At 72.8% G+C, this 25,702-nt stretch carries 21 protein-coding genes; 5 read left to right on the top strand and 16 right to left on the bottom strand.

Annotated elements, in window-relative coordinates:
• Window positions 1–4 precede the first annotated feature (4 nt).
• From ABD223_RS10310 to ABD223_RS10320, 3 genes are all read left to right on the top strand, one after another.
• A complete protein-coding gene (locus tag ABD223_RS10310; protein WP_344035802.1) occupies window positions 5–1,048 on the top strand; it encodes a LacI family DNA-binding transcriptional regulator in 1,044 nt (347 codons plus the stop codon).
• A 162-nt stretch (window positions 1,049–1,210) separates the two neighbouring features.
• Window positions 1,211–3,415 (top strand): discoidin domain-containing protein, encoded by a 2,205-nt coding sequence (locus ABD223_RS10315; RefSeq protein ID WP_344035803.1) that lies wholly within the window; start codon window positions 1,211–1,213, stop codon window positions 3,413–3,415.
• 173 nt (window positions 3,416–3,588) lie between these two features.
• A complete protein-coding gene (locus ABD223_RS10320) occupies window positions 3,589–7,026 on the top strand; it encodes an NACHT domain-containing protein (protein WP_344035804.1) in 3,438 nt (1,145 codons plus the stop codon).
• Here the strand turns inward: ABD223_RS10320 and ABD223_RS10325 are convergent.
• The 11 genes from ABD223_RS10325 to ABD223_RS10375 all read right to left on the bottom strand — a co-directional run bounded on the left by ABD223_RS10325 (window position 7,006) and on the right by ABD223_RS10375 (window position 18,285).
• Window positions 7,006–7,908, bottom strand: a complete 903-nt coding sequence (locus ABD223_RS10325; protein ID WP_344035805.1) for a LysR family transcriptional regulator — start codon at window positions 7,906–7,908, stop codon at window positions 7,006–7,008. The two genes, ABD223_RS10320 and ABD223_RS10325, sit on opposite strands and share 21 nt — an antisense overlap.
• Window positions 7,909–7,970: 62 nt before the next feature.
• On the bottom strand, window positions 7,971–9,002 hold the full coding sequence (locus tag ABD223_RS10330; protein ID WP_344035806.1) for a serine hydrolase domain-containing protein: 1,032 nt from the start codon (window positions 9,000–9,002) through the stop codon (window positions 7,971–7,973).
• Between the two features lie 115 nt (window positions 9,003–9,117).
• Window positions 9,118–10,251 carry a DUF418 domain-containing protein gene (locus ABD223_RS10335; RefSeq protein WP_344035807.1) on the bottom strand — a complete coding sequence of 378 codons (1,134 nt, stop codon included), beginning with the start codon at window positions 10,249–10,251 and terminating at the stop codon, window positions 9,118–9,120.
• Between the two features lie 294 nt (window positions 10,252–10,545).
• On the bottom strand, window positions 10,546–11,700 hold the full coding sequence (locus tag ABD223_RS10340; RefSeq protein ID WP_344035809.1) for a DUF6923 family protein: 1,155 nt from the start codon (window positions 11,698–11,700) through the stop codon (window positions 10,546–10,548).
• Window positions 11,697–12,458 carry a bestrophin-like domain gene (locus ABD223_RS10345; protein ID WP_344035810.1) on the bottom strand — a complete coding sequence of 254 codons (762 nt, stop codon included), beginning with the start codon at window positions 12,456–12,458 and terminating at the stop codon, window positions 11,697–11,699. The genes ABD223_RS10340 and ABD223_RS10345 overlap by 4 nt, the downstream gene beginning before the upstream one ends.
• A gap of 280 nt (window positions 12,459–12,738) precedes the next feature.
• Window positions 12,739–13,830 carry a hypothetical protein gene (locus ABD223_RS10350; protein WP_344035811.1) on the bottom strand — a complete coding sequence of 364 codons (1,092 nt, stop codon included), beginning with the start codon at window positions 13,828–13,830 and terminating at the stop codon, window positions 12,739–12,741.
• Window positions 13,827–14,156, bottom strand: coding sequence for a hypothetical protein (locus ABD223_RS10355; protein ID WP_344035812.1), 330 nt, complete (start codon window positions 14,154–14,156; stop codon window positions 13,827–13,829). Before ABD223_RS10355 ends, ABD223_RS10350 begins: the two co-directional genes overlap by 4 nt.
• Entirely contained in the window at window positions 14,153–14,935 is a 783-nt protein-coding gene (locus ABD223_RS10360) for a hypothetical protein (RefSeq protein WP_344035814.1), read from the bottom strand. The genes ABD223_RS10355 and ABD223_RS10360 overlap by 4 nt, the downstream gene beginning before the upstream one ends.
• Window positions 14,932–15,975 carry a hypothetical protein gene (locus ABD223_RS10365; protein WP_344035815.1) on the bottom strand — a complete coding sequence of 348 codons (1,044 nt, stop codon included), beginning with the start codon at window positions 15,973–15,975 and terminating at the stop codon, window positions 14,932–14,934. The genes ABD223_RS10360 and ABD223_RS10365 overlap by 4 nt, the downstream gene beginning before the upstream one ends.
• 145 nt (window positions 15,976–16,120) lie before the next feature.
• Window positions 16,121–16,762 carry a response regulator transcription factor gene (locus ABD223_RS10370; RefSeq protein WP_344035816.1) on the bottom strand — a complete coding sequence of 214 codons (642 nt, stop codon included), beginning with the start codon at window positions 16,760–16,762 and terminating at the stop codon, window positions 16,121–16,123.
• Complete coding sequence (locus ABD223_RS10375) at window positions 16,750–18,285, bottom strand: sensor histidine kinase (RefSeq protein WP_344035818.1); 1,536 nt, start codon at window positions 18,283–18,285, stop codon at window positions 16,750–16,752. Before ABD223_RS10375 ends, ABD223_RS10370 begins: the two co-directional genes overlap by 13 nt.
• A 235-nt stretch (window positions 18,286–18,520) precedes the next feature.
• Here ABD223_RS10375 and ABD223_RS10380 point away from each other — a divergent pair, with 235 nt between their 5' ends.
• Together ABD223_RS10380 and ABD223_RS10385 are read left to right on the top strand one after the other, a co-directional pair.
• Window positions 18,521–19,093: a TetR/AcrR family transcriptional regulator gene (locus ABD223_RS10380; RefSeq protein WP_344035819.1), complete on the top strand. Its 573-nt coding sequence runs from the start codon at window positions 18,521–18,523 to the stop codon at window positions 19,091–19,093.
• Between the two features lie 128 nt (window positions 19,094–19,221).
• The gene (locus ABD223_RS10385; RefSeq protein WP_344035821.1) at window positions 19,222–20,037 is read left to right on the top strand and encodes a glycoside hydrolase family 16 protein; all 816 of its coding nucleotides are present in this window, start codon (window positions 19,222–19,224) and stop codon (window positions 20,035–20,037) included.
• Between the two features lie 179 nt (window positions 20,038–20,216).
• Here the strand turns inward: ABD223_RS10385 and ABD223_RS10390 are convergent, their stop codons facing one another.
• The 5 genes from ABD223_RS10390 to ABD223_RS10410 form a co-directional block, all read right to left on the bottom strand.
• Window positions 20,217–21,029, bottom strand: coding sequence for a nitroreductase/quinone reductase family protein (locus ABD223_RS10390; protein WP_344035822.1), 813 nt, complete (start codon window positions 21,027–21,029; stop codon window positions 20,217–20,219).
• 607 nt (window positions 21,030–21,636) lie between these two features.
• The gene (locus ABD223_RS10395; protein WP_344035823.1) at window positions 21,637–22,941 is read right to left on the bottom strand and encodes an ABC transporter permease; all 1,305 of its coding nucleotides are present in this window, start codon (window positions 22,939–22,941) and stop codon (window positions 21,637–21,639) included.
• Window positions 22,938–23,612, bottom strand: coding sequence for an ABC transporter ATP-binding protein (locus tag ABD223_RS10400; RefSeq protein ID WP_344035824.1), 675 nt, complete (start codon window positions 23,610–23,612; stop codon window positions 22,938–22,940). Before ABD223_RS10400 ends, ABD223_RS10395 begins: the two co-directional genes overlap by 4 nt.
• The gene (locus tag ABD223_RS10405) at window positions 23,609–24,565 is read right to left on the bottom strand and encodes an efflux RND transporter periplasmic adaptor subunit (protein WP_344035825.1); all 957 of its coding nucleotides are present in this window, start codon (window positions 24,563–24,565) and stop codon (window positions 23,609–23,611) included. The genes ABD223_RS10400 and ABD223_RS10405 overlap by 4 nt, the downstream gene beginning before the upstream one ends.
• A 71-nt stretch (window positions 24,566–24,636) precedes the next feature.
• Window positions 24,637–25,668: a GDSL-type esterase/lipase family protein gene (locus ABD223_RS10410; protein WP_344035827.1), complete on the bottom strand. Its 1,032-nt coding sequence runs from the start codon at window positions 25,666–25,668 to the stop codon at window positions 24,637–24,639.
• Between the last annotated feature and the right edge of the window lie 34 nt (window positions 25,669–25,702).

The raw sequence follows: 25,702 nt of genomic DNA on the forward strand, positions 1-25,702 counted from the left end.
GCGCATGAGCAGATCGCCGTCGACCCCGCCGACGTTGGAGGACGTGGCGCGGGTCGCCGGCGTGTCCAGGGCCACCGTCTCCCGGGTCGTCAACGGCACCCGGAACGTGGACCGCAAGATCCAGGAGGTCGTGCGCGCGGCCATCGACGAGGTCGGCTACGCGCCCAACCGCGCGGCCCGCTCGCTGGTGACCAAGCGGGCCGGGACGATCGCGCTGGTGGTCTCCGGCGCGGGCGAGCCGGGCGAGGAGGGCGCGTTCGCCTCGCGGGTGCTCTCCGACCCGTTCTTCGGCCGGGTGGCCAGCGGCGTGCTGGGCTTCCTGCGCACGCGCGGGGTGCACCCGGTGCTCATGGTGTCCGACACCGAGCGCGCCCGCGAGGACGTGCTGGCGTTCCTGCGGCAGGGCAGCGCGGACGGCGCGCTGCTGGTCTCCACGCACGCCGAGGACCCGCTGCCCGCCCGCCTGGTCGACGCGGGGCTGCCCGCCGCGCTGTTCGCCCGGCCCGCGCGGCCGATGCCGATCAGCTACGTCGACCTCGACCACCAGGCGGGCGCGAAGCTCGCCGCGGACCGGTTGGTCGGGCGCGGCTGCCGGCAGGTCGCCACGATCTCGGGGCCGCTCGACGTCCCGGCGTCGCAGGACCGGCTCACCGGGTTCCGGGATGCGGTGGCGCGTCACGGTTCCCCGTACGTCCCGATCGCCGAGGGCGGGTTCACCGCGGGCAGCGGCGAGGCGGCGATGGAGCGGCTGCTGGCCGAGCACCCCGGCGTCGACGGCGTGTTCGCGGCGAACGACCTGATGGCGCAGGGCGCGTTGGCGGTGCTGCACAAGCACGGTCGCCGCGTGCCCGAGGACGTCGCGCTCATCGGCTTCGACGACAGCGGACCCGCGCTGACCTGCCGGCCGCGCCTGACCACCGTGCGCCAACCGGTCGAGGACATGGCCGCGGAGATGGCGCGACTGCTGCTGGACCACGTGGACGACCCCGCTTCGCCGCCCAGGTCGGTCATCTTCGAGCCCGCGCTGGTGGTGCGCGAGTCCGCTTGAGCGGCAAGAGTCCGCTTGAGCCGCGGGAGTCCGCTTGAGACGTCCGTTGACGTTCTCGCAACCTCGGCGTTACGCTCCGAGAGAGCGCTCTCTCAAGCGCCTCCGGTGCCACGGAGGCACAGCTCCGGGCCTCTGCCGCCCCTTACCTAGTCAGGTAGGACCATGAGCTCTCCCCGTTCCCGTTTCGGTGTGATCACCGCCGCGCTGGCCGTCGGCCTCGCGGCGGTGATCAGCCCCCTCTCCCCTGCCGCGCAGGCCGCCGAGTGCGGCACCTCGAACGCGGCGCTGAACCGGCCGGCGACCGCGTCGTCCGCCGAGAACGGCGGCACCCCCGCCTCCGCCGCGGTCGACGGCAACACCGGCACCCGCTGGTCCAGCGCCTTCACCGACCCGCAGTGGATCCAGGTCGACCTGGGCTCCGCGCAGCAGGTCTGCCGCGTCTCGCTGAACTGGGAGGCCGCCTACGGGCGCGCGTTCCAGGTGCAGCTGTCCGACAACGCGTCCACCTGGAACACCGTCTACTCCACCACCACCGGCGCCGGCGGCGTGCAGAACCTGACCGTGGCGGGCTCCGGCCGCTACGTCCGGGTGCACGGCACGGCGCGGGCGACCGGTTACGGCTACTCCCTGTGGGAGCTCTCGGTCAACACCGAGACCACCGGCGGCGGGCCGGTCATCCCGCCGACCGACCCGCGCAACCCGGACTTCGGCCCGAACGTGCTGGTGTACGGGCCGGGTTACGACCGGGCGGCGATGCAGAGCAGGCTCGACGCCATCTCCGCGCAGATGAAGACCAACCAGTTCGGTTCCGAGCGGTACGCCGTGCTGTACAAGCCCGGTGTGTACGACGCCGACGTGAACCTGCGCTTCTACACCCAGGTGGCGGGCCTCGGCCTGCGCCCGGACGACGTGCGGCTCAACGGCCACGTGCGCGTCGAGGCGGACTGGTTGCAGCAGGGCGACAACCCGAACAACCTCGGCAACGCCACCCAGAACTTCTGGCGCCAGGCCGAGAACATGTTCGTCAACCTGCCGGCCGGCCAGATCGAGCGGTGGGCCGTGTCGCAGGCGGCGTCGTACCGGCGGATGCACCTCAGCGGCCAGGTCCAGCTGTGGAACGGCGGTGACGGCTGGGCGTCCGGCGGTCTCATCGTGGACAGCAAGATCGACGGCCTGACCGTGTCCGGTTCGCAGCAGCAGTTCCTGACCCGCAACAGCAACCTCGCGGGCGGCTGGTCCGGTTCGGTGTGGAACATGGTGTTCGTCGGCTCGCCGGGCGCTCCGCCGCAGCACTTCCCGAACCCGGCGCACACCACCGTCGACACCACGCCGGTCGTGCGCGAGAAGCCCTTCCTGTACTTCGAGAACAACGAGTACAAGGTGTTCGTCCCGGCGCTGCGGCAGAACTCGCGCGGCACCAGCTGGGAGAACGGCGCGCCCGCCGGCCAGTCCCTCTCGCTGGCCGACTTCTTCATCGTCAAGCCGGGCACGCCCGTCGCGACGACGAACGCGGCGCTGGCGCAGGGCAAGCACCTGCTGCTGACGCCCGGCGTGCACCGCCTGAACGACACGATCAACGTCACCCGGCCGGACACCGTGGTGCTGGGCCTGGGTCTCGCGACCCTCTCCCCCGACACCGGCAAGCCGGCCATGGCGGTGTCCGACGTGGACGGTGTGAAGCTCGCGGGCTTCCTCGTCGACGCGGGCGTGCAGAACTCCCCCGTGCTGCTCCAGCTGGGCCCGGCGAACTCGTCGGCCTCGCACGCCGCCAACCCGACCTCGATGCACGACGTGTACCTGCGCGTCGGCGGTCCCCAGGCGGGCAAGGCGACGGTCTCGCTGGAGGTCAACAGCGACAACGTGATCATCGACCACACGTGGGTGTGGCGCGCCGACCACGGCACGGGCCCCACGGGCTGGAACGCCAACACCGGGCGCAACGGCGTGATCGTCAACGGCGACAACGTGACCGCGTACGGGTTGTTCGTCGAGCACTACCAGCAGTACAACACGATCTGGAACGGCAACGGCGGCCGCACGTACTTCTACCAGAACGAGCTGCCGTACGACCCGCCGAACCAGGCCGCGTGGATGAACGGCTCGCAGCTGGGCTGGGCCGGGTACAAGGTGGCCGACCACGTCACCACCCACGAGGGCTGGGGCATGGGCGTGTACTCGTTCAACCAGGCCGACCCGAGCATCCGGACGGCGAACGGGTTCGAGGTGCCCAACCGGCCGGGCGTGCGGATGCACGACCTGGTGACGGTGTCGCTGGGCGGTGTCGGCACGATCGACAACGTGATCAACGGCATCGGCGGGGCCGCGAACCTCGCCACGCAGCAGCGGTACGTGGTCAACTACCCGTGAGTTGAGCGCGCTGTGGACGCACGGTGAGCTCGAACGCCCCGCCGGGTCCTCCCCGGCGGGGCGTTCCCCTGTCCAGGGCGGTGGCGCGGCGGTTGCCGCCCCCCGCGAAGTGCGGTCCACCCCTCGGGGAAAGCCCCTAGGATCGGCCGTCGTCGCCGGCTGATGGAGAGCACGTGTCGCGTCCCGCCCTGTTCACGTTCGCCGGAGCGCTCCGGGTCCTCGGCAGGTACGAACGGCCGGTGTTCGACAGGGCCGACGTGGCGCTGGGCGGCGCGATCCTCGCCGCCGGCGGCGACGTGCTGGGGCTGATCGACCCCAAGAACGAGGCGATGGGGTCGCTGCGCAAGGCCCTGGACGGCGTCTCGGCGAAGCTGACCGGCCTGTCCGGGGTCAACCGGCAGGAGCTGGTGGCCGCCGCGCACACCGTGATCGCGGTCGTGTCGGTCTTCGAGGTGTACCGGGAGCACGTGGGCCCGCGGTTCGACGAGCTGGGGGTGACCGACCGCGAGAAGTTCCGGGCGCTGGGCGTCGAGCCGGCCGGCGGTCGCGAGGAGGTCCACCAGCTCCCGGCGCTGGCGGCGCTGCGGGTGCCGGCTCCCGGGGCGACCAGGGGGTTCCGGGAGAACCTCGACCACGGCCTCGTGCACTTCTTCGTCAGGGCGAACGAGCTGGTGGTCAACTTCCTCGCCGGGTTGAGGGTCGACGTGCACGCCCCGCCGCCGACCGGCGAGATGCACGACCGGTACGTGGACCACTACCTGCGGCTGGCGGCGGAGGTCCCCGAGTTCCAGGTCTGGGCGCTCATCGGTGAGCACTCGGCGACCCGGACCGAGGTCAGGGCCGTGGGCGCGGAGGTCCTCGGCGCGCTGTCGGCCCAGTCGGTCTCCATGGAGCGGCTGACGCGGGTGTTGTCGCTGTTCACGCCCGGCGAGCTGCCGTGGGACCGCGCGTACCGCCGGAAGCTGGAGAACGTCGCGGTCGCCGCCCTGGCCAAGCCCCTCCTGCGCACCGGGTCCCACACCTCTCCCCCGCGCACCGCGTTCCCGTCCGTCGAACGCGGTTTCGTCGCGCCGGCGTACCGGGTGGTCGTCCACGACGACGCGTGCGCGCCCTCCTCGGAGAGCTGGTGGAACGAGAACACCCGGGTCGAGCAGGACATCGACGCCTTCTTCGCCGCCCACCTGGCGAGCCCGGACAGCACCGCCCTGCCCCTGCTCGTCCTGGGCCACCCCGGCGCGGGCAAGTCGCTGCTGATGAGCGTCCTGGCCGCCAGGATGCCCGCGCTCGGGTACGCGGTGGTCACCGTCCAGCTCCGCAAGGTCGACGCGGAGGACTCCGTGGTGCGGCAGGTCGAGACCGCGCTGGAGGACGTGCTGTCGGAGCGGGTCGACTGGGGCAGGCTCGCCGACGAGTGCGGCCGGGACAGCGTCCCCGTGGTGCTGCTGGACGGGTTCGACGAGTTGGTCCAGGCGAGCGGGGTGACCCGGTCGAACTACCTCCAGCAGGTCGCCGAGTTCCAGGAGCACCAGGCGGACCTGGGGCGGCCGGTGGCGGTGGTCGTCACCTCGCGCCCGCTGGTCGTCGACCGGGCCCGGATCCCGGTCGGCACGCCGGTGCTCAAACTGGAGCCGTTCGACGCCGACCGCGTCGAACGGTGGCTGGGCGCCTGGAACGAGGCGAACGCGTCGACCCCCGGGTTCCGGCCGCTGGGGCGGGACGAGCTCGGGCGGCACGAGGACCTGGCGGGCCAGCCGTTGATCCTCCTCATGCTCGCCATCCACGCCGCCGACCCGGAGAACCCGCGGCTCGACGACCGGGGTCTGTCGAAGGCCAAGCTCTACGAGCGCCTGATCGACTCGTTCGTGCGGCGCCAGGCACGGGACAAGGACCGGGTGCAGCCGCCCCACCAGGAGGTCGAGCGGCGGGTCAAGCGGAGCAGGACGCAGTTGAGCGTCGCGGCCCTGGCCATGTTCAACCGGGGCAGGCAGCACGTGACCGACGTGGAGCTGGACAAGGACCTGTCGGCGATCTTCCGCGCTCCGGAGACCCCTCGGCGCAGCACCTTCGACGACCCGCTCACCCTGGCGGACCGCACCGTGGAGGAGTTCTTCTTCATCCACTCCGCTCAGCTGAGCCGGCACGGCGGCCACCGCCGGACCTACGAGTTCCTGCACGCCACGTTCGGCGAGTACCTGATCGCCGAGGTGTCGTTGACCCTGCTGGGGAACGTCCTCGCCCAGGAGCGGCTGCGCGCGTCGGACCCCTTCGGCGGTGACCGCCCGCTGGACGACGGCCTGCTGTTCGCGCTGATCTCGCACCAGGCCTTCACCAAGCGGAAGCCGATCCTCGACTTCGCGACCGGGTTGTTCCAGGCCCTGGACGACGGCGCGCGGGCCGGTCTGCTCGACGTGCTCGACGCCCTGGTCCGCTCGGTCCACGAACGGGCGAAGCGGGACGAGCACCCCGACTACGCCCCCTCGCCGGCGCACCTGGTGGCCAGGGTCGCCACCTACTCGGCGAACCTGGTCTGCCTCCGGGTGGTGCTCGGCGGCGCGCCGGTGCCGCTGAGCAACTTCTTCTCCGAGGATGAACTGGCCCTTTGGCGTTCTACGGTCCGACTGTGGCAGTCCGGTCTGGACGAGGACGGGTGGCGGAGCCTGCTCGAAACCCTGACCGTCGTCCGGGGCGACCAGGTCCGCCACGTCGCCTTGAGGAGGGGATCCGACAACGACCAGTACGTCGACGAAGCGCAACTCCTGGACGATCCCGTGCTGGAGGGAACAGCTCGGGCGGGCAGCCAGTTCGTCAGCCAGGACTTCTCCTTGGACGCCGACGGGCAGGAACTCCTGGACAGGGTGGTCCAGTGGATCGCCATGACCTCGGGCCTGTCCGGGGAACGCAGCAGCCTGCCCTGGGACGAGAAGAACCTCGAACACGTCCTCGACCGGGCCGCGGAGGGTGTTCGACTGACCCCCAAGGCGCAGGCCTGCCTCCTCTTCGCCCTGTCCAGGGAGGCCTGGCGGCTGCCCCGCCACACCGTGGCACGAGCCCTGCGCGTCCTGGATGCCTGGCAGGAGTTCCCCTTCGAGTTCGTCTCCACCATCTGCTCGCACCCGGAACTGCTGGACGAGCAGGAGGATCTGGTGGACCGCGTCCTGTCCATGATCCCGGGGCAGTCGGCTTACAGGGTCGGGCTGCTGGTGACCACGTGGCTGGCGGACCGGAAGGAGAAGGGCGCGAAAGCCGGTCTTCACCGCCTCATGGAGCGGTTGGAGGAGAAAGCACGGGAACGCTTATTCGAAGACTGGAACAGCGCGTACGTACCGACGGAGATCATCGAGTACCTCGCCGGCGTGGACGCCACCACGTGGTCGTTCGACCGGCAACTGTTCGCCGTGCTGGGAACCGTCAGCGACGCACTCCTGCGAAAAACCGAACCGCGCCACTTCCTCGCTCTCGTCGAGAGGTTCACCACCGACCCTCACGAGTCCTCCCCGGACGACGAGGACGTCGTGCGGTTCATCGGGCGATACCTGGCGGAACAGGGAGAAACGCCGGGAGCGCCGGACCTGCCCGCCGCCCTCGCCGCCCTACGGGACCTGGTCGGCTGAGCGGATGACCACCTCCACGAAGGCCCGCACGACCTCGCTGCGCGTCTCCGGCATCCACGCCACCGCGATGCGCAGCGGCTCGACGTCGGTGATCGGGCGCCACGCCAGGTCGGGGTGGGCGTAGTAGAGGGCCATCGACTCCGGGCCGATGCACACCGCCGCCCCGGTGGCGACGTGCTCCAGCATCTCCTCGACGTTGTCGTTCTCCGGGCCCCACACCGGTTCCCGGCCGTCCGGGCGCGGGTTGACGGCCCACCAGTCGACCCACTCCCTGGGCGCCCTGCGCGTCCACATCAGGGGCTCGTCGCCGAGGTCCGCGATGGTGACCTCCGCCTTGGCGGTGAGGGGGTGGTCGCTGGACAGGGCGACGTACCTCGGTTCGGTCGCCACCACCCGCGCGTCCAGGCCCTCGGTGTCCGCCGGCAGCCACACGAACGCCACGTCCACCAGCCCCTGCCGGAGGGCGTCGGGCTCGCCGCCCCAGTCGAAGCGCTTGGGCTCGATGGTCACCTCCGGTCGCTGCCCGGCGAACGCGGCCCTGGCCCGGCGGGCCACGCCGCCGCCGCCGGAGGCGACGAAGCCGACCCGCAGGACGTTGCGCTCGGCGGCGGCGGCGGAGCGGACGGCCCGGGTGGTGTCCCACCAGTCGCTCAGCACGTGGCGGGCCAGGGGCAGCATCTCGGCCCCGGCCGCGGTCAGGCGGATGTCGCGCCCGGTGCGCACGAACAGGTCCGCGCCCAGCTCCTCCTCCAGTTGGCGGATCTGCCTGCTCAGGGCGGGCTGGGACACGTACAGGTCCCGTGCCGCCCTGGTGAAGCTCAGCCGGTCGGCCACGGCCACGAAGTAGCGCAGCACCCGCGTGTCCACGTCGAGGGGACTCATGCCCAAAGGGTATGGGCACGGGTATGGGGCTGTCGCCGACACCGCCGGTCACGCCGGGCCGGTCACTTCGGGCAGAACACCGCGCTGAACAGGCCGATCACGGCTTCGGCGGGCACCTCTCCCGGCAGCGGGTTGTACGAGAGGACCGCTCGCCTGCCGTCGTCGGCGCGGACGGCGTAGGTGAGGTAGCCGATCAGCTCGCCGCCGTGGCCCCAGACCGAGGTGCCGCACGGCAGGTCGTAGCGTTGCAGGCCCAGGCCGTAGGCGAAGATCGAGCCCGTGGCTTCGGTGGTGCGCATCTCCGCCAGGGCCGGCTGGCTGATCAGGTCGCCGCCCAGCAGGGCGTCGAGGAACCGGGTGAGGTCGCCGGCGGTGGAGATCATCTCGCCCGCCGCCCAGTCCAGCGACGGGTTCATCAGGGTGGCGTCCACCAGGCGGCCGTCCACCTCGGCGTAGCCGCGGGCGTGGGGGCGCGGCAGGCCGGGGCGGTGGCCCGGCACGCTGGTGTGCCGCAGGCCCAGGGGCGTGATGATCCGATCGGCGACCTCGACGCCGTAGGGCCGCCCGGTGACCCGTTCGACGAGCGCCCCGGCCACGACGTAGTTGGTGTTGGAGTAGCGCCAGCTCGTGCCCGGGTCGAAGTTCGACGGGTGGCGGAACGCCTCGGCGAGCAGCCGGCGCGGCGAGTAGGGGCGGAACCGCTCGACGCCGCGCCAGCGGTTGGTGGACCAGCCCTCGCCGTGGGCGTAGTCGTAGAGGCCGCTGGAGTGGTTCAGCACCTGGCGCACCGTGATCTCGTCGCCCTTCGGCACGCCGTCGACGTACCGGGAGATCGGGTCGTCCAGGCCCACCCGGCCCTCGTCCACCAGTTGCAGCACGACGGTCGCCACGAACGTCTTGGTGACGCTGCCGATGCGGAAGTGCCCGTCCTCGCGGGCCTCCCCGGCGGCGTGCGCCCTCGTGCCGGCGTCGTCCTCCACCCGCACGAGGGCCGCCGAGGCCCAGCGGTTGTCGACCCAGGTGTCGAGCTGCTCCAGGGGGGAGGCGCCGGCCGCGGTGAGGACCACGGCCAGCGCCACAGACTTGATCATCATGGGGTCGACGCTACGGAGGGGCGGGAGCGGCGACCATGAGGCGGACCTCAGTGTTGTCCGGGGGGAGAACCGGAGGGCGCCGCGGCGGGGAACCGGCGGGCCCCTGCACAGGACCTCACCCCCGGGCGACCTCCGGGGACCGGGCGAGCCGCTGCGGCGCGCGGTAGGCGCGGTCCCACAGGGCTTCCAGCGGGCCGCGCGAGAACCTGGACAGCCACCAGGACGCGCCCACCACCAGGAAGGCGGAGACGGTGGACCAGACCGCGACCGTGAACCAGACGCCGCCGAAGCGGGTCGCCAGGCCCAGGCCCCACGGGTAGCAGAGCGCGGACGCCAGCAGGTTCTGCGCGACGTAGCAGCTCAGCGCGGCGCGGCCGACCGCGCCCAGACCGGCGCGCAGGACGCCCGGCTCGGCCCGCATCCGGTTGACCAGCCACGTGATGCCGCCCAGCAGGCCGAACGCCACGAGCGGCGCGCACGCGTAGCGGTCCACCGCGAACCAGTCCGGGCCAGCCAGGGTGGTGAGCACGTTCAGCGGCACGCCGACGCCCAGGCCCCAGACCACGAGGCGGCGCTGGAGGCGCAGGCCGCGCGGTGAGTCCTCCAGCGCCCCGGCCTGGAACAGCCGCGCGCCCACCAGGAACAGCACCGTGCTCAGCGGCAGCACGAAGAACGCCTCGCTGCGGAAGTGGGCGAAGTGCTCGACCCGGTCCTGGACCTGGGTCCACCAGCTGTCGACCGGCAGCACCGGTCCCCCGGTCAGCTCGGCCGCGCCGGACACCAGGGCGAGGGTGACCAGGGCGACCAGCGACACGTGCACCAGGCCGACGCCGATCGCCCAGCCCCTCACCACGCGCGTGCTCCGGCCGACCAGGAAGGCGACCGCGACGGACACGACGGCGTAGAACACCAGCACGTCGAACTCGAAGATCAGCACGTAGTGCAGCAGGCCCTCGACGAGCAGCAGGGCCGAGCGCCACAGGTACCAGCCGGGCCAGCGGGCGCCCCGCCGCAGCGCCGACCGGTGCTGGATGGCCAGCCCGATGCCGAACATGATCGACAGCAGGGCGAGGAACTTCCCGTTCGACAGCAGGCGCAGCAGCGCCCCGCCGTCATCGCCCGCACCACCCATGAGGTTGAGGAACCCCGTTGCCCCGTCCGGGTGCGTGAACACCCACACGTTCGTGCCTAACGTTCCCAGGATCGCCACTCCGCGCAGCACATCCAGCGCCGCAATTCGACCGCTCATACCCCGAACGTATGATTGCGGCCGTCCCCGGCACGTCCTTCGACCGTACTCGCCGGAGTCCTACCTTCGGAGGACCCGCGCAGCCCGCGTGATCGGGGGTGGGGGCCAGGAGTCGTTGCGCGACAACGTACTTGGTCACGGCCGGGCGCGGTCAGGCACGGTGGGCGCCTGGCGACCGGAACGCGGCGGCGGCGGAGACCGGCGGCGGACCCAGGCAGCGGCGAGCCGGCGGTCGGTCAGCGGGTCGCGGGCCGGCGGTGGGTCGGCGGCGGCGGCCGGTCAGCGGGTCGCGGGTCAGCGGCGGCGGGCCGCTTGGCGGCCCATGGCTGCCGCGCCCAGGATCAGGAGGATCGCCGTCAGGCCCCAGCGGCGCTGGTCGCGCACGTTGTTGCGCAGCGCCGGCTCCTCCGTGTTCTTCCGCTCGGGGAGCTTCATGTCCTCCGGCGGCCCCGCCGGCAGGGCTCCCGGCACCGGGCCCGGGGGTTCCGGCGCCGCCGCCGGCCTGGTCGGCGGCGAGGTGGTCGGGGGCGTCGTGGGTGTGGTCGTGCGTCGCGGCGGTGGCGGGACGACCGGGAGGGGCGCCGGTGTCGTGGTCGGCGGCGACGGGGTCGTGGTGAGGGGCGGGGTCGTGGTGGGCGGCGGGGTCGTCGTGGGGGGCGGGGTCGTCGTGGTGGGGGGTGTGGTCGGGGTCGGGGTCGGGGTCGGGTCGGGTGGGTCGACCACCGGGGGCGCCGCCAGGCAGCCCGACGAGTCGATGGTGTTCAGGCTGCGCCGCGAGGTGATCTCGGTGACCGTGCCCGACCCGTCCAGCGCCACCCGGTACAGCACGCTGCGGCCGTCGAGGCGGTTGTTCGTCACGTAGAGCGAGCCGTCGCGGCTCAGGGTCACCGCGCCGTAGCTCGACCCGCCCGGCAGCCTGCCGACGCCCGGCACCCTGGTCACCCGGCCGGTGGTCGGGTTGATCGCCACGACGACGGAGCCGCGCCCGTGCGTGGACACGCCGTAGAGGAGGCCGTCGGCGGCGTTGTGGTCGAAGTCGTCGACGCTCAGGCCCTCGGCCGACCGCAACGTCGCCTCGTGCGAGATGCGCCCGTACCCCGGGCTCGCCGGGTTGATGTCGACCGAGTACAGCCACGGCCCCACCCGCACCACCAGCCGCTCGCCCACCACCGCGCCGGCCACCGCGTGCCGCAGCAGGTGCACCGGCTCGGTCGGGGTGCCGACCAGCCTGCCCGCGCGGTTCAGGGCGACCAGCCGGCCGTCGTCGTCCACGCCGTAGACGAGGGCCTGCGCGTGGGAGTAGCCGATGGCGTTGAGACGCCGGTCCAGCGTGCCGAGCGGGGTGGACGAGCCCTCCGGGAACCGCACCTCGAACACCGAGGACGGCCCGTGCCCACCGGCCTCCACCTGGATGGTGGCGCAGGCGGCGAGCGCGAGGAGCTCGATCATCCGAATCGCTCGATCGCGGCTTCGAACGCGTCCGGCGACACCCCCGCGCCGCCGCCGAACGGGTTCTGGAGCTGGTAGGTGGCGTAGAGCAGGAGGGTGATGGTCGCGGCGAGGGTGGCCACGATGAGCACGTGCGTGCGGATGAGCGGGCCGCCGAACAGCAGGGCCAGGATGATCGACAGCACGCTGCCGGTGATGAGCACGAACCACACCACGGTGGTGACCTCGCCGCCCGCCGCGTCGAGCCGGGCCTGCCGCGCCTCGTAGACCTCCCACAGCTGGTCGGTCGCCTCGGCCTTGCGGCCGACCTGCCACTCGTCCTCGGTGGGCGCCTGCGCCACGACCCGGCGCAGCTCGTCGAGCTGCGCCCACCCGGTCGAGGTGGCGAAGTCCGCGCCCGTCTGCATGCCCGGCCACTCCTCGTTGATGACGGTCACCGCGTAGGCCCGGGAGAGTTGCCGGACCTCCTCGCCCGTTCCCGTACCCAAAGCGTCGCTCGCCCACGACGCGGCCACCAGGCTGTCCGCCTCCTGGTACGCGGAATCACCCGCTTGAGTGACGGCGTCGAAGAGGGCGATGAGCACGAAGGCGACCAGCACCGCCTGGAGGCCGGCCACGATGGTGAACACCTGGCCCGCGGCCTCGTTGTTGTCCGGCCGGCCGCCCTCGTCCCCGTAGCGGCGGATCAGGTAGGCCACCAGGGCGGCGATGACGGCCGCGCCGCCGACCCACAGCAGACCTGTGACGTACAAGCTCATTTCGGCCCTCTCGCACCGCGGAATGAATTGCACAGATCCGCAATTCCGACGTTCGACCAACGTAGTGATCGCCCGACCGCAGGAACAAGCTCGTTCATCCGTGTGCCGAAAAATGCCAATCCGTCAGGTGATATAGGCGCGCTGCGCCACCGCCAGGGGCGTCAGCGCTCCGCCTGGGTGCGGACTCACCCCCCTATTAGGGGTAATCGCATGATCCGAAAGTGTCAGGAGCTTTGCGACGGACAGTCAGCAAGCGCTACCCGGTTCGGGTGCTCCGCGCTCACCCGGCGAACAGCAGCGCCAAGCCCCCCGAGGTGTACCCGACCATCAACACCAGCAGCGGGACCTGGCCGGTCAGGTGCCGCTGCGGCGGCAGCAGGCGCAACGCGCGGTCGTGCGCGGACACCACGCCGAGCAGGTGGCCCGCCAGCACCGCCCCCACCTGCACCGACGCCACCAGCGCGGGCGCGGCGAGCGCGTCGTCCGGCACGAAGCCGGTCACGCCGAGCAGCAGCGCCACCGCCCGCTGGCCCTCCACGGCGAGCAGGGAGAAGTAGTGCGCCACCACGTACCCCGCGACGATCGGCACCAGCGAGTGCGCCAGCTCGCCGCCGAACGCCCGGCACGCCAGCAGGTAGCTCCCCGCCACCAGCAGCACCGCCGCGAGCAGGCCCGCGGTGTCCGGCGCGCCCAGCCGCTCCCAGCTCGGCGCGGAGCCGATGCCGTCGAACGCGGTCGACCCGAGCAGCACCGCGACCACCGCCACCAGCCCCGGCCGCACGGGCGTGGCGACGAGCGCGCGGAACGGGTTGCCGCGCAGCGGCGACAGCGCGCCCAGCAGCGTGGAGAACACCTCGAACCCGTCGGCCCGCTCGAACCAGGCGTCGCCGAACACCACGCCGCCCGCGACGCCGACCGCGGCGTGGGCGACGAGGAACCACGGCAGCGCGCCCGGTTCGACCAGCTCCACCCAGGTGAACGCGAACAGGCCCACCGCCGCGGGCCAGTGCCCGAGCCGCTCGGGGTAGGCGCGGCCGAGGGAGAACCGGGCGGCCAGGCGCAACGGGTTGAGCACCCGCCACACCGGCCCCACCAGCACCGACAGCAGCGGCACGCCGACCCAGAGCAGCACGAACACCAGGTGCGGCCACGCCGGTCCGGGCACGAGCACCAGCCCGACCGCGACCGCGAGCCGCACCGGCCACCAGTTCCGGACCGGCGCCCGCGGGGCCGCCTCGAACCTCGGTTCGGTCCACAGCAGCCCCAGCGCCAGGAACGACGCCAGCAGCGCCACCGCCGCGCCCTGGAGCACCAGGTCCAGCGGCAGCGGCAGGTCGTGCCGCGCGCCGACGCCGTGGGCGAGGGCGATCACCGCACCACCAGCTGGACCAGCAGCGCGTCCGGGTGCGCCTCCACGTCGAACGTGCCGGTCCGGTCGGCGGTGAACCGCAGCTCGGCGGGCCTGCCGTCCTCGGCGGCGGCCAGCACGTCGAACCCGTGCACGTGCACCTCCGCGGGCTCCCGGCTGGTCACGGTCAGCTCGACGGCCCGACCGAGCGCCACCTCGACGCGGTGCGGCGACGCCTCGTCGACCGACAGCCGGAGCACCAGCGGCTCGGCCGGGGCCTCCGGGGCCTCCGCGGGCGCCGCTGAGCACCCCGCGAGCACGAGCACGGTCAGCAGCAGCACGCGGATCACCGGGGGATTTCCCTTCTCATGCGGTCGAACCCGCCGGCGGCCAGGCCGAGGCCGCCGCCGAGGGTCAGTGCCACGAGCAGCCGGTCCAGGTTCCCCGGACCGGCGAACGGCAGTTGCGAGAACCGGAAGCTGTCGAAGTCCGGGATGCCCGCCACCACGAGCATCGCGCCGACCACGGCCGCCACGAACGCCGCCGCCGGTCTGCGCCGCGCGGCCGCCACCACCGCCACGACGGCCAGCGGCCAGGCCACCAGGCCGACGCCGCTCGCGCCGAGCAGCAGCGGCACGAACGACCCGCCGGTCACCGCGAGGGTCGAGCCGACCGCGTGCCACGCGTGCGCCGCGGTCACCGCGACCACGCCCGCCGCCAGCGGCCACCGACCGCGGCCGAGGGCCCGGCCGCCGAGCGCGAGCGCCGCGCAGAGCAGCAGCCACCACAGCGGGTTGGGGCCCGGCGCGGTGTCGACCCGGCCGCGGACCACCGCCGCCCCGCCGTTCAGCGGGACCTCCCACTCCGGCGCGGAAGTGCGCTCGTCGCGCCGGCGGGCGGTCTCGCCGGGCCCCACCTCGCGGTCACCGACCAGCAGCGCGGTCGCGCCGCCGTTGTGGACCTCCAGCTGCGTGCCGTGGTTGACCATGCGGGCCGTCACGCCGGGCAGCGGCGGGTCGATCGCGGTCACCCGGCTCAGGTGGTCCTGCGGTGTGAGGCCGCCGGCGTGCGCGTGGGCCGGTGCGGCGGGGCCGAGCAGCAGCGCGAGGACGAGGAGGGCGACCCTCACCGGCGGGCGGTCGGGACGAGCAGCACGGCCACCAGCAGGGCGTGCAGCGCGGCCATGACCGGCGCGCCGGTCCACATCTCGGTGACGGCCGGCAGCGCGCCGTGGTCGACGGCGGCGGCCGCGAAGTACGCGACCCACGTCACGAACGAGGCCGCCGCGGCGAACACCCGGTAGTGCGCGAGCCGGTCCTCGGCGGGCCGCAGCCTCACCAGCAGCACGTCGATGACCAGGCCGGCCAGCAGGAAGCCGAGGGCGGTGCTGAGGTTGTCGTAGTTGGCGACCGCCGTGCTGAGCAGCATCACCACGAACGCCAGCAGCGTCGCCGTGCCGAACGGCAGCCGGAACCGGCGCGCGGCCAGCAGCAGCGGCGCCACCAGCACCAGGTTGGTGACCATGATCGACGCGGCCAGCCTGCCCGCGGCGCTCGACCCGCCGTCGGCCTTGTCGAAGCTGAACGCCCGGACGATCTGCTCGCTCCCGTAGACGGTGGCGTCGGCGTACTGCGCGAACAGCAGCACCAGCGACGTGGCGAACGCCAGCCCCAGCGCGGCGGGCAGGAACTGCTTCAGCGACGGCTCGACCAGCGACCGGTCGCCCCACGCGGTGCACAGCGGCGTCGACACGATCAGGACCATCGAGCTGATCAGGCCCAGGTGGGTCGGGCTGAACAGGATGTCGATGCCCTGCTCGATGCCGATGAACGTGTGCCACAGGTAGTCGCCCACACCGCAGGCGGCGAACACCGGCAGCGCGAGCACCGCGGGCCCGTAACCGACCGGGACCGCGGCCAGGCCCCGCGCGCCGCCCTGGTGGTTGCGCCACACGACCCAGCAGATCCACGCGGCGGTCGCGGCGAAGCCCGAGTAGAACACCGCGTGCCACGGTGTGAAGAACGTCTCCAGCTCGGGCACGTTCGAGTGCGCCCACGCGTCGAGGAACAGGCCGACGGAGAACCACGTCCCCAGCAGCACGGTGACCAGGTCGGTGCGGTAGCCGGCCCGTGGTCGGGTCGCGGCGTCTACTTCCCCCAGTTGCAGCATGGGGCCAGCCTCCCAGCACGGGCGGGCAGCGGGTAAGCGGGCCAGCCCCACCCCGTGGTGCGGTTAACCGCACCACGGGCGTCCGGTGACCGCAGGCGTCCGGTCAGGACCACGGGCGTCCGGTCCGGGGGTCGCCGGCCGGTCCTCAGGCGTTGAGGTAGCGCAGCACCGCGAGCACGCGCCGGTGGTCGTGCGGGCTCGCCGACAGGTCGAGCTTGGCGAAGATGCCGGTGCAGTGCTTCTCCACGGTCCGCTCGGTGATGAACAGCCGCTGCGCGATGGCCTGGTTGGTGCGGCCCTCCGCCATCAGCGCGAGCACCGCGCGTTCCCGCTCGGTCAGCCTGCTGTCGCTGTCGTCGCGCCGCCGCCCCAGCAGCTTCCCCACCACGGCCGGGTCGAAGGCGGAACCGCCCGAGCCGACCCGGCGGACCGCCGCGGTGAACTCGGCCAGGTCGGACACCCGGTCCTTGAGCAGGTAGCCGACGCCGTCCGCGCCCGCGTCCAGCAGCTCCGCCGCGTAGCTGACCCGCACGTACTGGGACAGCACGAGCACACCGGTGCCCGGGTGCCGCGCCCGCAGCCGCAGAGCCGCCCGCAGGCCCTCGTCGGTGTGCGTGGGCGGCATCCGGATGTCCACCACGGCCACGTCCGGCCGGTGCTCCTCGACCACCGCCAGCAGCGCGGGCGCGTCCTCGACGGCCGCGACCACGTCGAAGCCCTCCTCGACCAGCAGCCTGGTCAGGCCCTCGCGCAGCAGCGTCGAGTCCTCCGCGATCACGACCCGCACGGCAGCACCACCCGCACGCTCGTGCCGCCCGCCTCCGCGCCGACCACCCGCATCGTCCCCCCGTTCGCCTCCACCCGGTCGCACAGGCCGCGCAGGCCCGAGCCGTCCGCCGGGTCCGCTCCACCGCGGCCGTCGTCGTCCACCCGCACCAGCAGCCGCCCGCCGTCGTGGGTGATCGCCACCCTGGCGCGCGTCGCCTCGGCGTGCTTGGCCACGTTCGCCAGCGCCTCCGCCACCACGTAGTACGCCGTGGTCTCCACCTGCGGCGGCACCTCGTCCGGCAGGTCCAGCTCCAGCTCCACCCGGTGCTCGGCCAGCGCGGTCAGCTCGCGCACCGCGCCGTGCAGCCCGCGCTCGGTCAGCACCGGCGGGTGGATGCCGTGGCACACGCCGCGCACCTCGTCGATGGTCTGGAGCACCGCCTGCTTGGCCTCGGCGGCCAGCGCCCGGCCGCGCTCGGGCGGCACGCCCTCGGCCAGCCCCAGCGTCATCGCCACGCTCAGCAGCCGCTGCTGCACGCCGTCGTGCAGGTCGCGCTCCACCCGCCGCCGCTCGTCCTCCGCCGCCCGCAGCACCCGGCCGCGAGACTCGGCCAGCTGCCGCACCTTGGCGCGCAGCTCGGCGGTGAGCCGCTCGTTCTCCAGCGCCAGGCCGACCGCGGCGCACGCGGCGTCCACCAGTTCCAGGTCCAGCACCGGGTCGTGCAGCAGCACGGCGACCGGCTTGCCGCCCCGGTCCACCCTGGTGTGCGCGGGATCCGGCTCGACCGGCCGCCCGTCGGCGTCGACGTAGCGCTCCTGGTCGGCCACCCAGTAGGCGACGCGCAGGCTCGGGTCGTGCAGCGTGGCGGCCAGCGCCTCCTGCACGCCCGCGCGGCGCGGGTCGCCGCTGAGCCGCACCACCAGGTCCGCCACGCCGCCGCGGTCCATCCGGCGGCGCAGCAGCCCGACGAGGTAGGTGAGCGGGATGCCGCTGAGCGCGAGCGTCAGCACCACCACGGGCGGGTCGAGGCCCGCGCGCTCCAGCGGCTCCCACCCGACGAACACCATCACGGCCACGGCGCTCGCGCCCAGCAGCGCGGTCAGCGTCCGGCGCTGCGCCACGCTGCTGATCGTCCAGCGGTGCCCCTGGAGCGCCAGCACGGAGAACCCGACGACGGCGGTTATCGGCGCCTCCCACCGCAGCAGCTCGGCCGCCCACGGCTCGATGGGCGAGAAGTACGCCGCCACGATCAGCACCGCGCCCTCGGCGTACCCGGCGGCCACCGTCAACCGCCGGGGCGCGGTCAGCAGCCTGCCGGTCGGGAACGCCAGCACCGCGTGCGCCAGCACGGCGGGCCACTGCTTCGACAGCAGCAGCAGCGGCTCGGACCTGTCGTGCACCACCAGGTAGTCGAGCGACCAGCCGATCCCGACCAGGACGAGCAGCACGCCGATCCGGTTGCGCGGCTGCGCGTGGCGGCCGACCAGGCCCGCGAGCACGTAGACCACGCCCACCGCGACGATGGCGGCCTGGAGCAGCATGGTGTCCAAGGTAGCGGCGCGGGCGGTCGGGATCGGCGGGAACCGGCTGCCTCGGGGTGGTGTTCGGCTGGGTGGGGGCGGTCGGGTCGGCGGGGTTGGCCGGGTCGGTGTCGAGGCGCCGTCGGGAGGGCGGGGGCTCGGTGTCCTGCCCGGCGGTGGCGGTGGAGGTGTGCAGGACGGTGCGCCGACCCGCGGCCGGGTTGACAGCGTGAGGTGTGAGTGATTGATTACTCCTATGCCCGGGAAGACGAGCGAGCGTCGGCTCTCCACCGCCGAGGAGCGCCGCGAGACGGTGTTGCGGACCGCGCTCGGCGCGTTCGCGGCCCGCGGCTACTACGGCACCACCACCGGTGAGGTCGCCAAGTCCGCGGGCATCTCGCAGGCGTACGTGTACCGGCTGTTCCCCGACAAGGAGTCCCTGTTCGTCGCCGTGGTCGAGCACTGCTTCGCGCGGATCAGGGAGAGCCTGGCGGACGGGGTGGCCGGGGCGAGCGGCAGCACGCCGGAGGCGGTCCTCGACGCGATGGGCGAGGCCTACGCGCGGTTGATCGCCGAGCAGCGGCCGTTGCTGTCGGTCCAGATGCACGCCCAGTGCGCGGCGCTGTCCGAGGGGGCCGTGCGCGAGGTCGTGCAGCACGGGTACGCCCGGACGGTCGAGTACGTGCGCGGCGCGTCCGGGGCGGACGAGGCGAGGGTGCAGGAGTTCTTCGCCAAGGGCATGTTGTGCCACCTGGTGGTGGCGGCCGCGGCGGACGAGGTGGACGCGCCCTGGGCCCGGACGCTGTCCGCCGGGATCCGCCACTACTGAGGGCGCGCTGCCGCATCCACCGCTGCCGAGGGCGCGCCCCTGCCGGGGGGCGTTGACGCGGGAGCGGGTTGATCCCTACGTTCGGGGGACACCGCCTCGTCAACGTTGTCGAGGGAAGGCACATCGTCGTGACACTCAGTCGACGCGGTTTCCTGGTGGGCGGCGGCGCAGGTCTGGGCCTGGGGCTCGGACTGGGCGCGCCGGGCACCTCCGGTCAGGCCGGGGCGGCCACCTGGGAAACGGTCATCAGCGGTTCGTTCGCGAACTACGGCACGTTCGAGTCGGTCTGGAACCACCGCTACCCGTGGGGATCGGACCACAACGGGACGGCGCGCATGTACGGCAGCGCGACGGATCGCAACCACGTGTACCTGGAGGGGTCCACGCTGGTGCTCAAGGCGACGCGGATCAACTGGGACGAGGGCAACAGCTCCGCCGACCCGCACCTGCCGATCCGGTACCACTCGGGCGCGGTGCACGCCAAGCAGCACGTGCTGGTCGACGACCAGTTCCCGAGCTGGGAGGTCAGGGGCCAGTTCCAGGCTCCGTCGGCGCGGGGGACGTGGCCCGCGTTCTGGTTGACCGGCGTGAACTCGTGGCCGCCGGAGAGCGACATCCTGGAGTACAAGGGTGACGCCCGGAACTGGTTCAACACCTACAAGAACGCGGGCGGCGGCTGGTCGAACACCATCCGCCCGGTGGCGAGCCCCGGGTCCTGGCACGAGTACCGGGCCTGGATCGCCAAGGTGAGCGCCACGGACGTGGACGTCCACTACTACCTGGACGGCACGTGGGTGGGGCAGCACCGGGGCGCCAACTTCGTCGGCAAGCCGATGTGGATCATCATCAACCTCCAGATGGAGGGGTCGTCGGGCGGCTCCGGCCCGACCTCCGACACCCTCTACCGGGCCCGGGACCTCTACGTGGGCCGCAACCGGGCCTGACCCCGCGTGTCCTCCACTCCGGCATCGCGTGTCCTCCACTCGGACATCGCGAGTCGTACGCTCCGGTCGACCGTGTCGTACGTTCCGGCCGGGCGAGTCGTACGTTCCGGTCCACCGTGTCGAACGCTCGGGACCCCCGAGTTCTGCGTTCGCGATGCCGGAGCGGGGACGCGCGCGTGTCAGGCGTCCAGGAACGGGATCAGTTGTTCCTCCTCGTAGGTGAGGTGCGCTTCGAGGTCGGTGATCAGGCGGTCGACGTCGGCGCGGAGGGTGGTCGGGTCGTTCCGGTCCAGGGTCTGCTGGAGTTCGGTCAGCAGGGCGGAGATGCGCTCGTGCTCCTGGCGGAGGCGGTCGATGGTCGGGGTCAGTTCCGGGAACCTGGTCTCCAGCGCGGGGAACGTGCCGGTGTCCTCCGCGGTGTGGTGGAAGCGCAGGCCCTGGCACGCGGTCAGGCAGTTCACCTTGAGCTGCGCGCCCAGGGTGTTGCCGGAGGCCGCCACCTCGCGGCGGATCGTCCGGAGTTCGCGGCGGAAGGCGTCGTGGATGAGCCTGAGGGCCGCGCCCCAGCTGGACGCGTTCGGCGGGCCGCCCGCGACCTGTTCCAGGGCGACCACGGGGATCGGCCTGGTGGTCTTGGTCTGGTACTCGGCCCAGCCCGGGTCGGCCTCCACGGCGCGGGCCCAGATCTCGTCCCGTTCGGGTCGCGCGAGGACGGTCGCCTTGGCGTCGTAGGTGAAGACGCCGTCCTCCACCTGGACGACCGGGTTCGCCTTGAGGTTGTGGAACCAGGCCGGGTGGCGCGGGGCGCCGCCGGCCGAGGCGATGACCAGGATGCGGTCGCCGTCCGGCAGGTAGCCGACCGGGGTGGTGTGGCGGTTGCCCGACCTGGCGCCCGTGGTGGTCAGCAGGATGAGCCTGCCGCCCTCGAACGGGCCGCCCACGCGGCCGTTGTTGGCGCGGAACTCGTCGATCACCTGCTGGTTGAAATCCATGCGGTTGCTCCTGGGGTTTTTGGGCGTGGCGGAAGTGCCACGGATTCATTCAGCCGTGTTTGTGCGCTGATGTGCGATTGGTGTTGCGGGGGGTGGCGTGGTGTCAGCGCGGTGCCGGCGCATTAGCGCTGGGCACGCTGGGGCGGTTGTTCAGGCGGGTGTGCTGAGAACGCGCGTGAACGCCTTGGTGAACGCCCTGGTGTGGGTACGTCGCGCAGGTGGGCGCAGGGGTGCGCTGGGGTCGCAGGTGGTCGCGTTGAGGCGACGCAAGGCACTGCTGTGCGCGGAAACCCAAAGGGGGCGGTGGGCCTCGGGCCCACCCGGTGGTCACGCCGTTGCCGGGTGACTCTCTCGTGCTTGGCTCAAGGCCGACCCGGCAGTCACGGGCGTGAGTTTATAGGTGGTTGGGCGGTGCGGCAAATGGTTTTCGGGATAAGAGCGGTCGCTCGCCGCTGGGCAGGCCTCCGGGGAGGAAAAGCTGCTTCCGCTCGTGTCCTCCCGTATGGCCTGGGCGCAGCCCAGGCCATACGGGAGGACACGAGCTCGGTGGTGGTGTGCGAGGGGCTCGCGGGGTGGGGTGGAGTCCAGCTCGCGTGATGGGGGTCGGTCAGGCTCGCATGACGGTGGCGATGGGGATCCTGGCTGCGCGCAGGGCTGGGATCAGGCCGCCCAGGATGCCGGCCACCAGGCCCGCGATGACGCCTGCCACGCCTGCTTGCCAGGGGAACTGCACGTCGGTCAGGGAGGGGAAGCGGGAGCTGAAGAGGGTGCTCGCCGCTTGTAGCGCTGCCGCGCCCGCGCCGATGGCCAGGGCTGCGGTCAGGAGGCCGGTCAGGAGGGTTTCCGCCAGGACTATGCCCGCCAGGAGGAGGCGGGGTGTGCCCACGGCTCGGCGCAGGGCGAATTCCTCCACGCGTTCGCCCACCGTTGCCAGGCCCACGTTGAGGATGCCGGCCACGCCGATCAGCAGGACCAGGGCCGCCATGCCCAGGAAGATCCAGCGCATCAGGGCCAGTTGGGTGGACATGCGTTCCAGCGTCTCGACCGTGGTGGCGGCGATGGCTTCTTCGCGGGTGCCGGACGCGATGAGCCTGGCCCTGAGGGTGTGCTCGACCTCGGTGGCGGTCGGGGCGATGAGGACCTGGAGGCCCTGGCCGCTCCGGGGGTCGGCCAGGTCGGCGGCGGGGAGCCAGTTGAGCAGTTCGTCGGAGCGCACGTACGCGGTGGGGCGGTAGCCGCCGTCGTCCACCACGCCGATGAACCGGGGGGTGGGGTTGTCGGTGGCCCCGTCCAGGCGCATCTCCGCCGGGACGTTGTAGCGGGTGAAGGCCTTGGCCGCGTGGTGGTTGAGGACCAGTTCCGGTGACAGGGACGGTGGTCCGGTGAAGTCCAGCCACTGGCCCTGGGTGGGGCGGAACGGGCGGAACCGGCGGATGTCGCCCGTCAGGCCCACCAGTTCCAGCTCGACGGCCTGGCCCGGCGGGTTGTCGGCGTCCCCGGCGTCCACGGAGCGGCAGCCGTTGGCGTCGCAGGTCATCGCGGGGCCGAAGGAGGGTTCGTCGACGGGGCCGCCGCCCTCGTTGACGGGTTTCACGCCCGGTTCGCCGATGATGGCCCTCGTGGCGGTCATGGCCACGGCGTCGGTGCGGTCGCGGAGGACCTCCAGGGCGACCGGGACCGTCCGGCCCTCCGGGGACAGGTACACCTGGCGCGTGCCGTCCTTGCCCTGCTGGAGTTCCACGTCCTCCAACATGGCCCGGTTGGCGATCACCGAGCCCGCTTGGACGGCCACCACCGCCAGGACGCCCATGAACAGGCTGATCATGGACAGGAACGTGCGCAGCTTGCGGGCCTTGATGCCCTGCCCGCCGATGATGAGGGACGACCGGAGCCGGCCCGAGAACCTGATCACGCGAGCACGCCCTCGGTCAGGTGGAAGGTCCGGCCCATCTTGGCCGCGTGGTCGCGGTCGTGGGTGACCAGCACGAAGGCGCAGCCCTGGTCCGTGGTCTGGCGCAGGACCTCCACGACGAGGTTGCCCGTGTCGGTGTCGAGGGCGCCGGTGGGTTCGTCGGCGAGGATGACGCGCGGTTCCCTGACCAGCGCGCGGGCGATGGCCACCCGCTGCTGCTCGCCGCCGGAGAGCCTGGGCGGTTTGTGCTCGGCCAGGTGGGCGATGCCGACGCGGTCGAGGGCGGCCAGGACCTTCGCCTTGCGCTTGCGGCGGGGCAGCCAGCCCTGGCCGTTGACCAGGGCCATGGCCACGTTCTGCGCCGCGGTGAGGTGCTTGAGCAGGAAGAAGCGCTGGAACACGAAGCCGAACTCGGCGCTGCGCAGCGCGGCGGCCCGGCGTTCCGGGAGGCGGGTGATGTCCTGGTCGCCCAGCAGGTACCGGCCGTCGTCCGGGCGGTCGAACAGGCCGATGAGGCTGAGCAGGGTGCTCTTGCCCGAACCCGAGCGGCCGAGGATGGCGACGCTGTCGCCGCTGTGCACGGTCAGGTCGACGCCGGCCAGGATGGTGCGCGGCTCCTCCTGGCCCTTGAGCGTCTTGGTGATGCCCGTCAGGGTCAGCAGCGGGGTCACTCGCCGGCCGCCCGCGGCAGGTTGGGGCCGGGCACGGCGAGGGTCTCGTCGCCGGTGAGGCCGGACCTGATCTCGACGACCTTGCCGTCGGTCAGGCCGAGTTCGACGTCCTTGGTCCGCTTGGCGCCGTCGGGGCCGACCACGTCGACCTTGCCCTTGCCCTGGCCGCCCGCGACCGCCTCGATCGGGACGACGAGCACGTCCTGCGCGGTCGCGGTGACCAGTTCGAGGGTGGCGGTCGCGCCGTTGATCAGCCGCACGTCGGCGGGCGCGGTGCAGACCAGGCGCAGGCCCGTGGGTTCCGAGGGCGAGTCGGGCGGCGCGTCCGGCGGCTGCGTCGGGATCTCGGTGTCCACCGTGGGGTCGGTTCGCGGTGGCGGCGCGGGCGCGGTGCCCTGCGGCAGTGCGGCGATGGTGCCCAGGAGGGCGCAGGCGAAGGGGCCGGGGCCGTTCTTGATCTGCGCCTGCACGGTGCCCTGCGCGGCGTCGGAGATCTGGTAGGCCTGCTCGCCGTTGATGTCGGCGACGATGCCGTAGCCGGCGTACTTCGCCGAGGCGATGGGCATGCCCGCGGTGACGGTGGCGCGGTCGTCCACCAGGCGACCGCCGAACGTCGCGCCGGCGGGCACGTCCACGTTGTTCGGCTTGCCCCGGTCCCACACGGTGGCGAAGCGGGTCGGCTTGGTCGGCGTGCCGGCCGGTTCCGGGACGGTGAGGTAGCGCACCTGGCCCGCGACCGGCGAGGCGATGCCGAACACCGGGTTCATGGTGACCGTGCCGGTCAGGCTGACCTCGTTCGACAGGTCCTGCCTGGTCGGCTTGGCCGTGGTCTGCACGGTGCCGCGCGGCGCCAGGTCCGGGTTCAGCGGCTCGGACCCGGACGAGGTGCACGCGGCCGCGGTGAGCGCCACCGCGGCCAGTCCGCACGCGCGGACGAAGGCGTTGTCCAACACCGATCCCCCCAAGCGATGATCTCGCCAACTTACCGGTATGACGCCGGTGGGGGTGGCTGGGTTGCCCGCGCCTACTGCACGGCGTGCAGGTTGCCGTCCGCGCCCTCCAGGCAGCGCGCGCTGCCCGCGCCGCTGGTGACGAACTCGGTGAGGCAGCCGCCCAGCTGGTCGTGGGCCGCGGCGTTCGGGTGGAACGACTGCTGCGCCAGGTGGAGCCCGATGGCGTCGAGCCCGCCGTTGACGAGGGCGTTCGGGTCGACGGTGAGCCTGCGCTGCCACTCGCCGTTGGTGGTGGAGCCCTTGGTGCACGCCTCGCGGTTCTCCGTGGCGCGGGACAGGTCGAGGAACTTCACGCCGGCGCGGGACGCCACGCCGCGCAGCGCCTCGCTGAGCTGCGGCACGGCCACGGTGCGCCCGTACCCGGCGTCGGCCAGCCGCAGCGGGCAGCCCTGCGGGCCGTGCAGGATGCGGTCCATCCGCTCGGTCACCGGGGAGGCGTAGGAGGTCAGGACCAGGTCGTACTGGCTGTTGTCGTAGCCCGCGGAGCCCATGGCGGCGCGGACGTCGCGCAGCGCGTCCTCCACCTTCGGCGCCATCGCGGCGAGCCTGCCCGGCCACTCGCGTTCGAGCTCGGCGCGGCAGGCGGGGCCGAACGGGTTGGCCCACGCGATCACGCAGTCGACCATGGTGTCGGCGAACTCCGGGTCGTCGTTCGCGCCGACCTGGACCACGACCGCGGTCACCCGGAACTCGCGGGCGACGTCGATCAACCGCCGGGCCTGCGAGCCCTCCGTGTAGTGCACGGTGTCGGCCAGCGAGACGTTCGCCGAGTCCGCGCCCGAGCAGGCCAGGTTGACCGTGCGGTCGGCCAGCCGGGTGCGGTGCACCATGGCGACGGTGGAGCGGTGGCACCAGTTGCCGTTCTCGCCCTCGGTGCCGTCCTCGTAGGAGCCGGCGCCCTCGCCGGACATGGCGCTGTCGCCGAGGGAGACGACCGCGGTCGGCCGGTCGTCGACCGCGCCCGCGGTGAGGGGGATGGTGACCAGCGCGCCGCCGGCCAGGACGAGGGCGCCGGTCACGGCGGCCCAGAGCTTCCTCGACACGGCGGGCCTCCACTGGGTGATCGGTCGGTCAACC

It is taken from the genome of Saccharothrix xinjiangensis, assembly GCF_039527585.1.
Taxonomy (GTDB): domain Bacteria; phylum Actinomycetota; class Actinomycetes; order Mycobacteriales; family Pseudonocardiaceae; genus Actinosynnema; species Actinosynnema xinjiangensis.

Excerpts from the sequence above, each read along its gene's own strand:
- ABD223_RS10310 (WP_344035802.1), top strand. The coding sequence starts at position 5 with ATGAGCAGATCGCCGTCGACCCCGCCGACGTTGGAGGACGTGGCGCGG.
- ABD223_RS10315 (WP_344035803.1), top strand. The coding sequence starts at position 1,211 with ATGAGCTCTCCCCGTTCCCGTTTCGGTGTGATCACCGCCGCGCTGGCC.
- ABD223_RS10325 (WP_344035805.1), bottom strand. The coding sequence starts at position 7,908 with ATGAGTCCCCTCGACGTGGACACGCGGGTGCTGCGCTACTTCGTGGCC.
- ABD223_RS10330 (WP_344035806.1), bottom strand. The coding sequence starts at position 9,002 with ATGATGATCAAGTCTGTGGCGCTGGCCGTGGTCCTCACCGCGGCCGGC.
- ABD223_RS10335 (WP_344035807.1), bottom strand. The coding sequence starts at position 10,251 with ATGAGCGGTCGAATTGCGGCGCTGGATGTGCTGCGCGGAGTGGCGATC.
- ABD223_RS10340 (WP_344035809.1), bottom strand. The coding sequence starts at position 11,700 with ATGATCGAGCTCCTCGCGCTCGCCGCCTGCGCCACCATCCAGGTGGAG.
- ABD223_RS10345 (WP_344035810.1), bottom strand. The coding sequence starts at position 12,458 with ATGAGCTTGTACGTCACAGGTCTGCTGTGGGTCGGCGGCGCGGCCGTC.
- ABD223_RS10365 (WP_344035815.1), bottom strand. The coding sequence starts at position 15,975 with ATGCTGCAACTGGGGGAAGTAGACGCCGCGACCCGACCACGGGCCGGC.
- ABD223_RS10375 (WP_344035818.1), bottom strand. The coding sequence starts at position 18,285 with ATGCTGCTCCAGGCCGCCATCGTCGCGGTGGGCGTGGTCTACGTGCTC.
- ABD223_RS10380 (WP_344035819.1), top strand. The coding sequence starts at position 18,521 with ATGCCCGGGAAGACGAGCGAGCGTCGGCTCTCCACCGCCGAGGAGCGC.
- ABD223_RS10390 (WP_344035822.1), bottom strand. The coding sequence starts at position 21,029 with ATGGATTTCAACCAGCAGGTGATCGACGAGTTCCGCGCCAACAACGGC.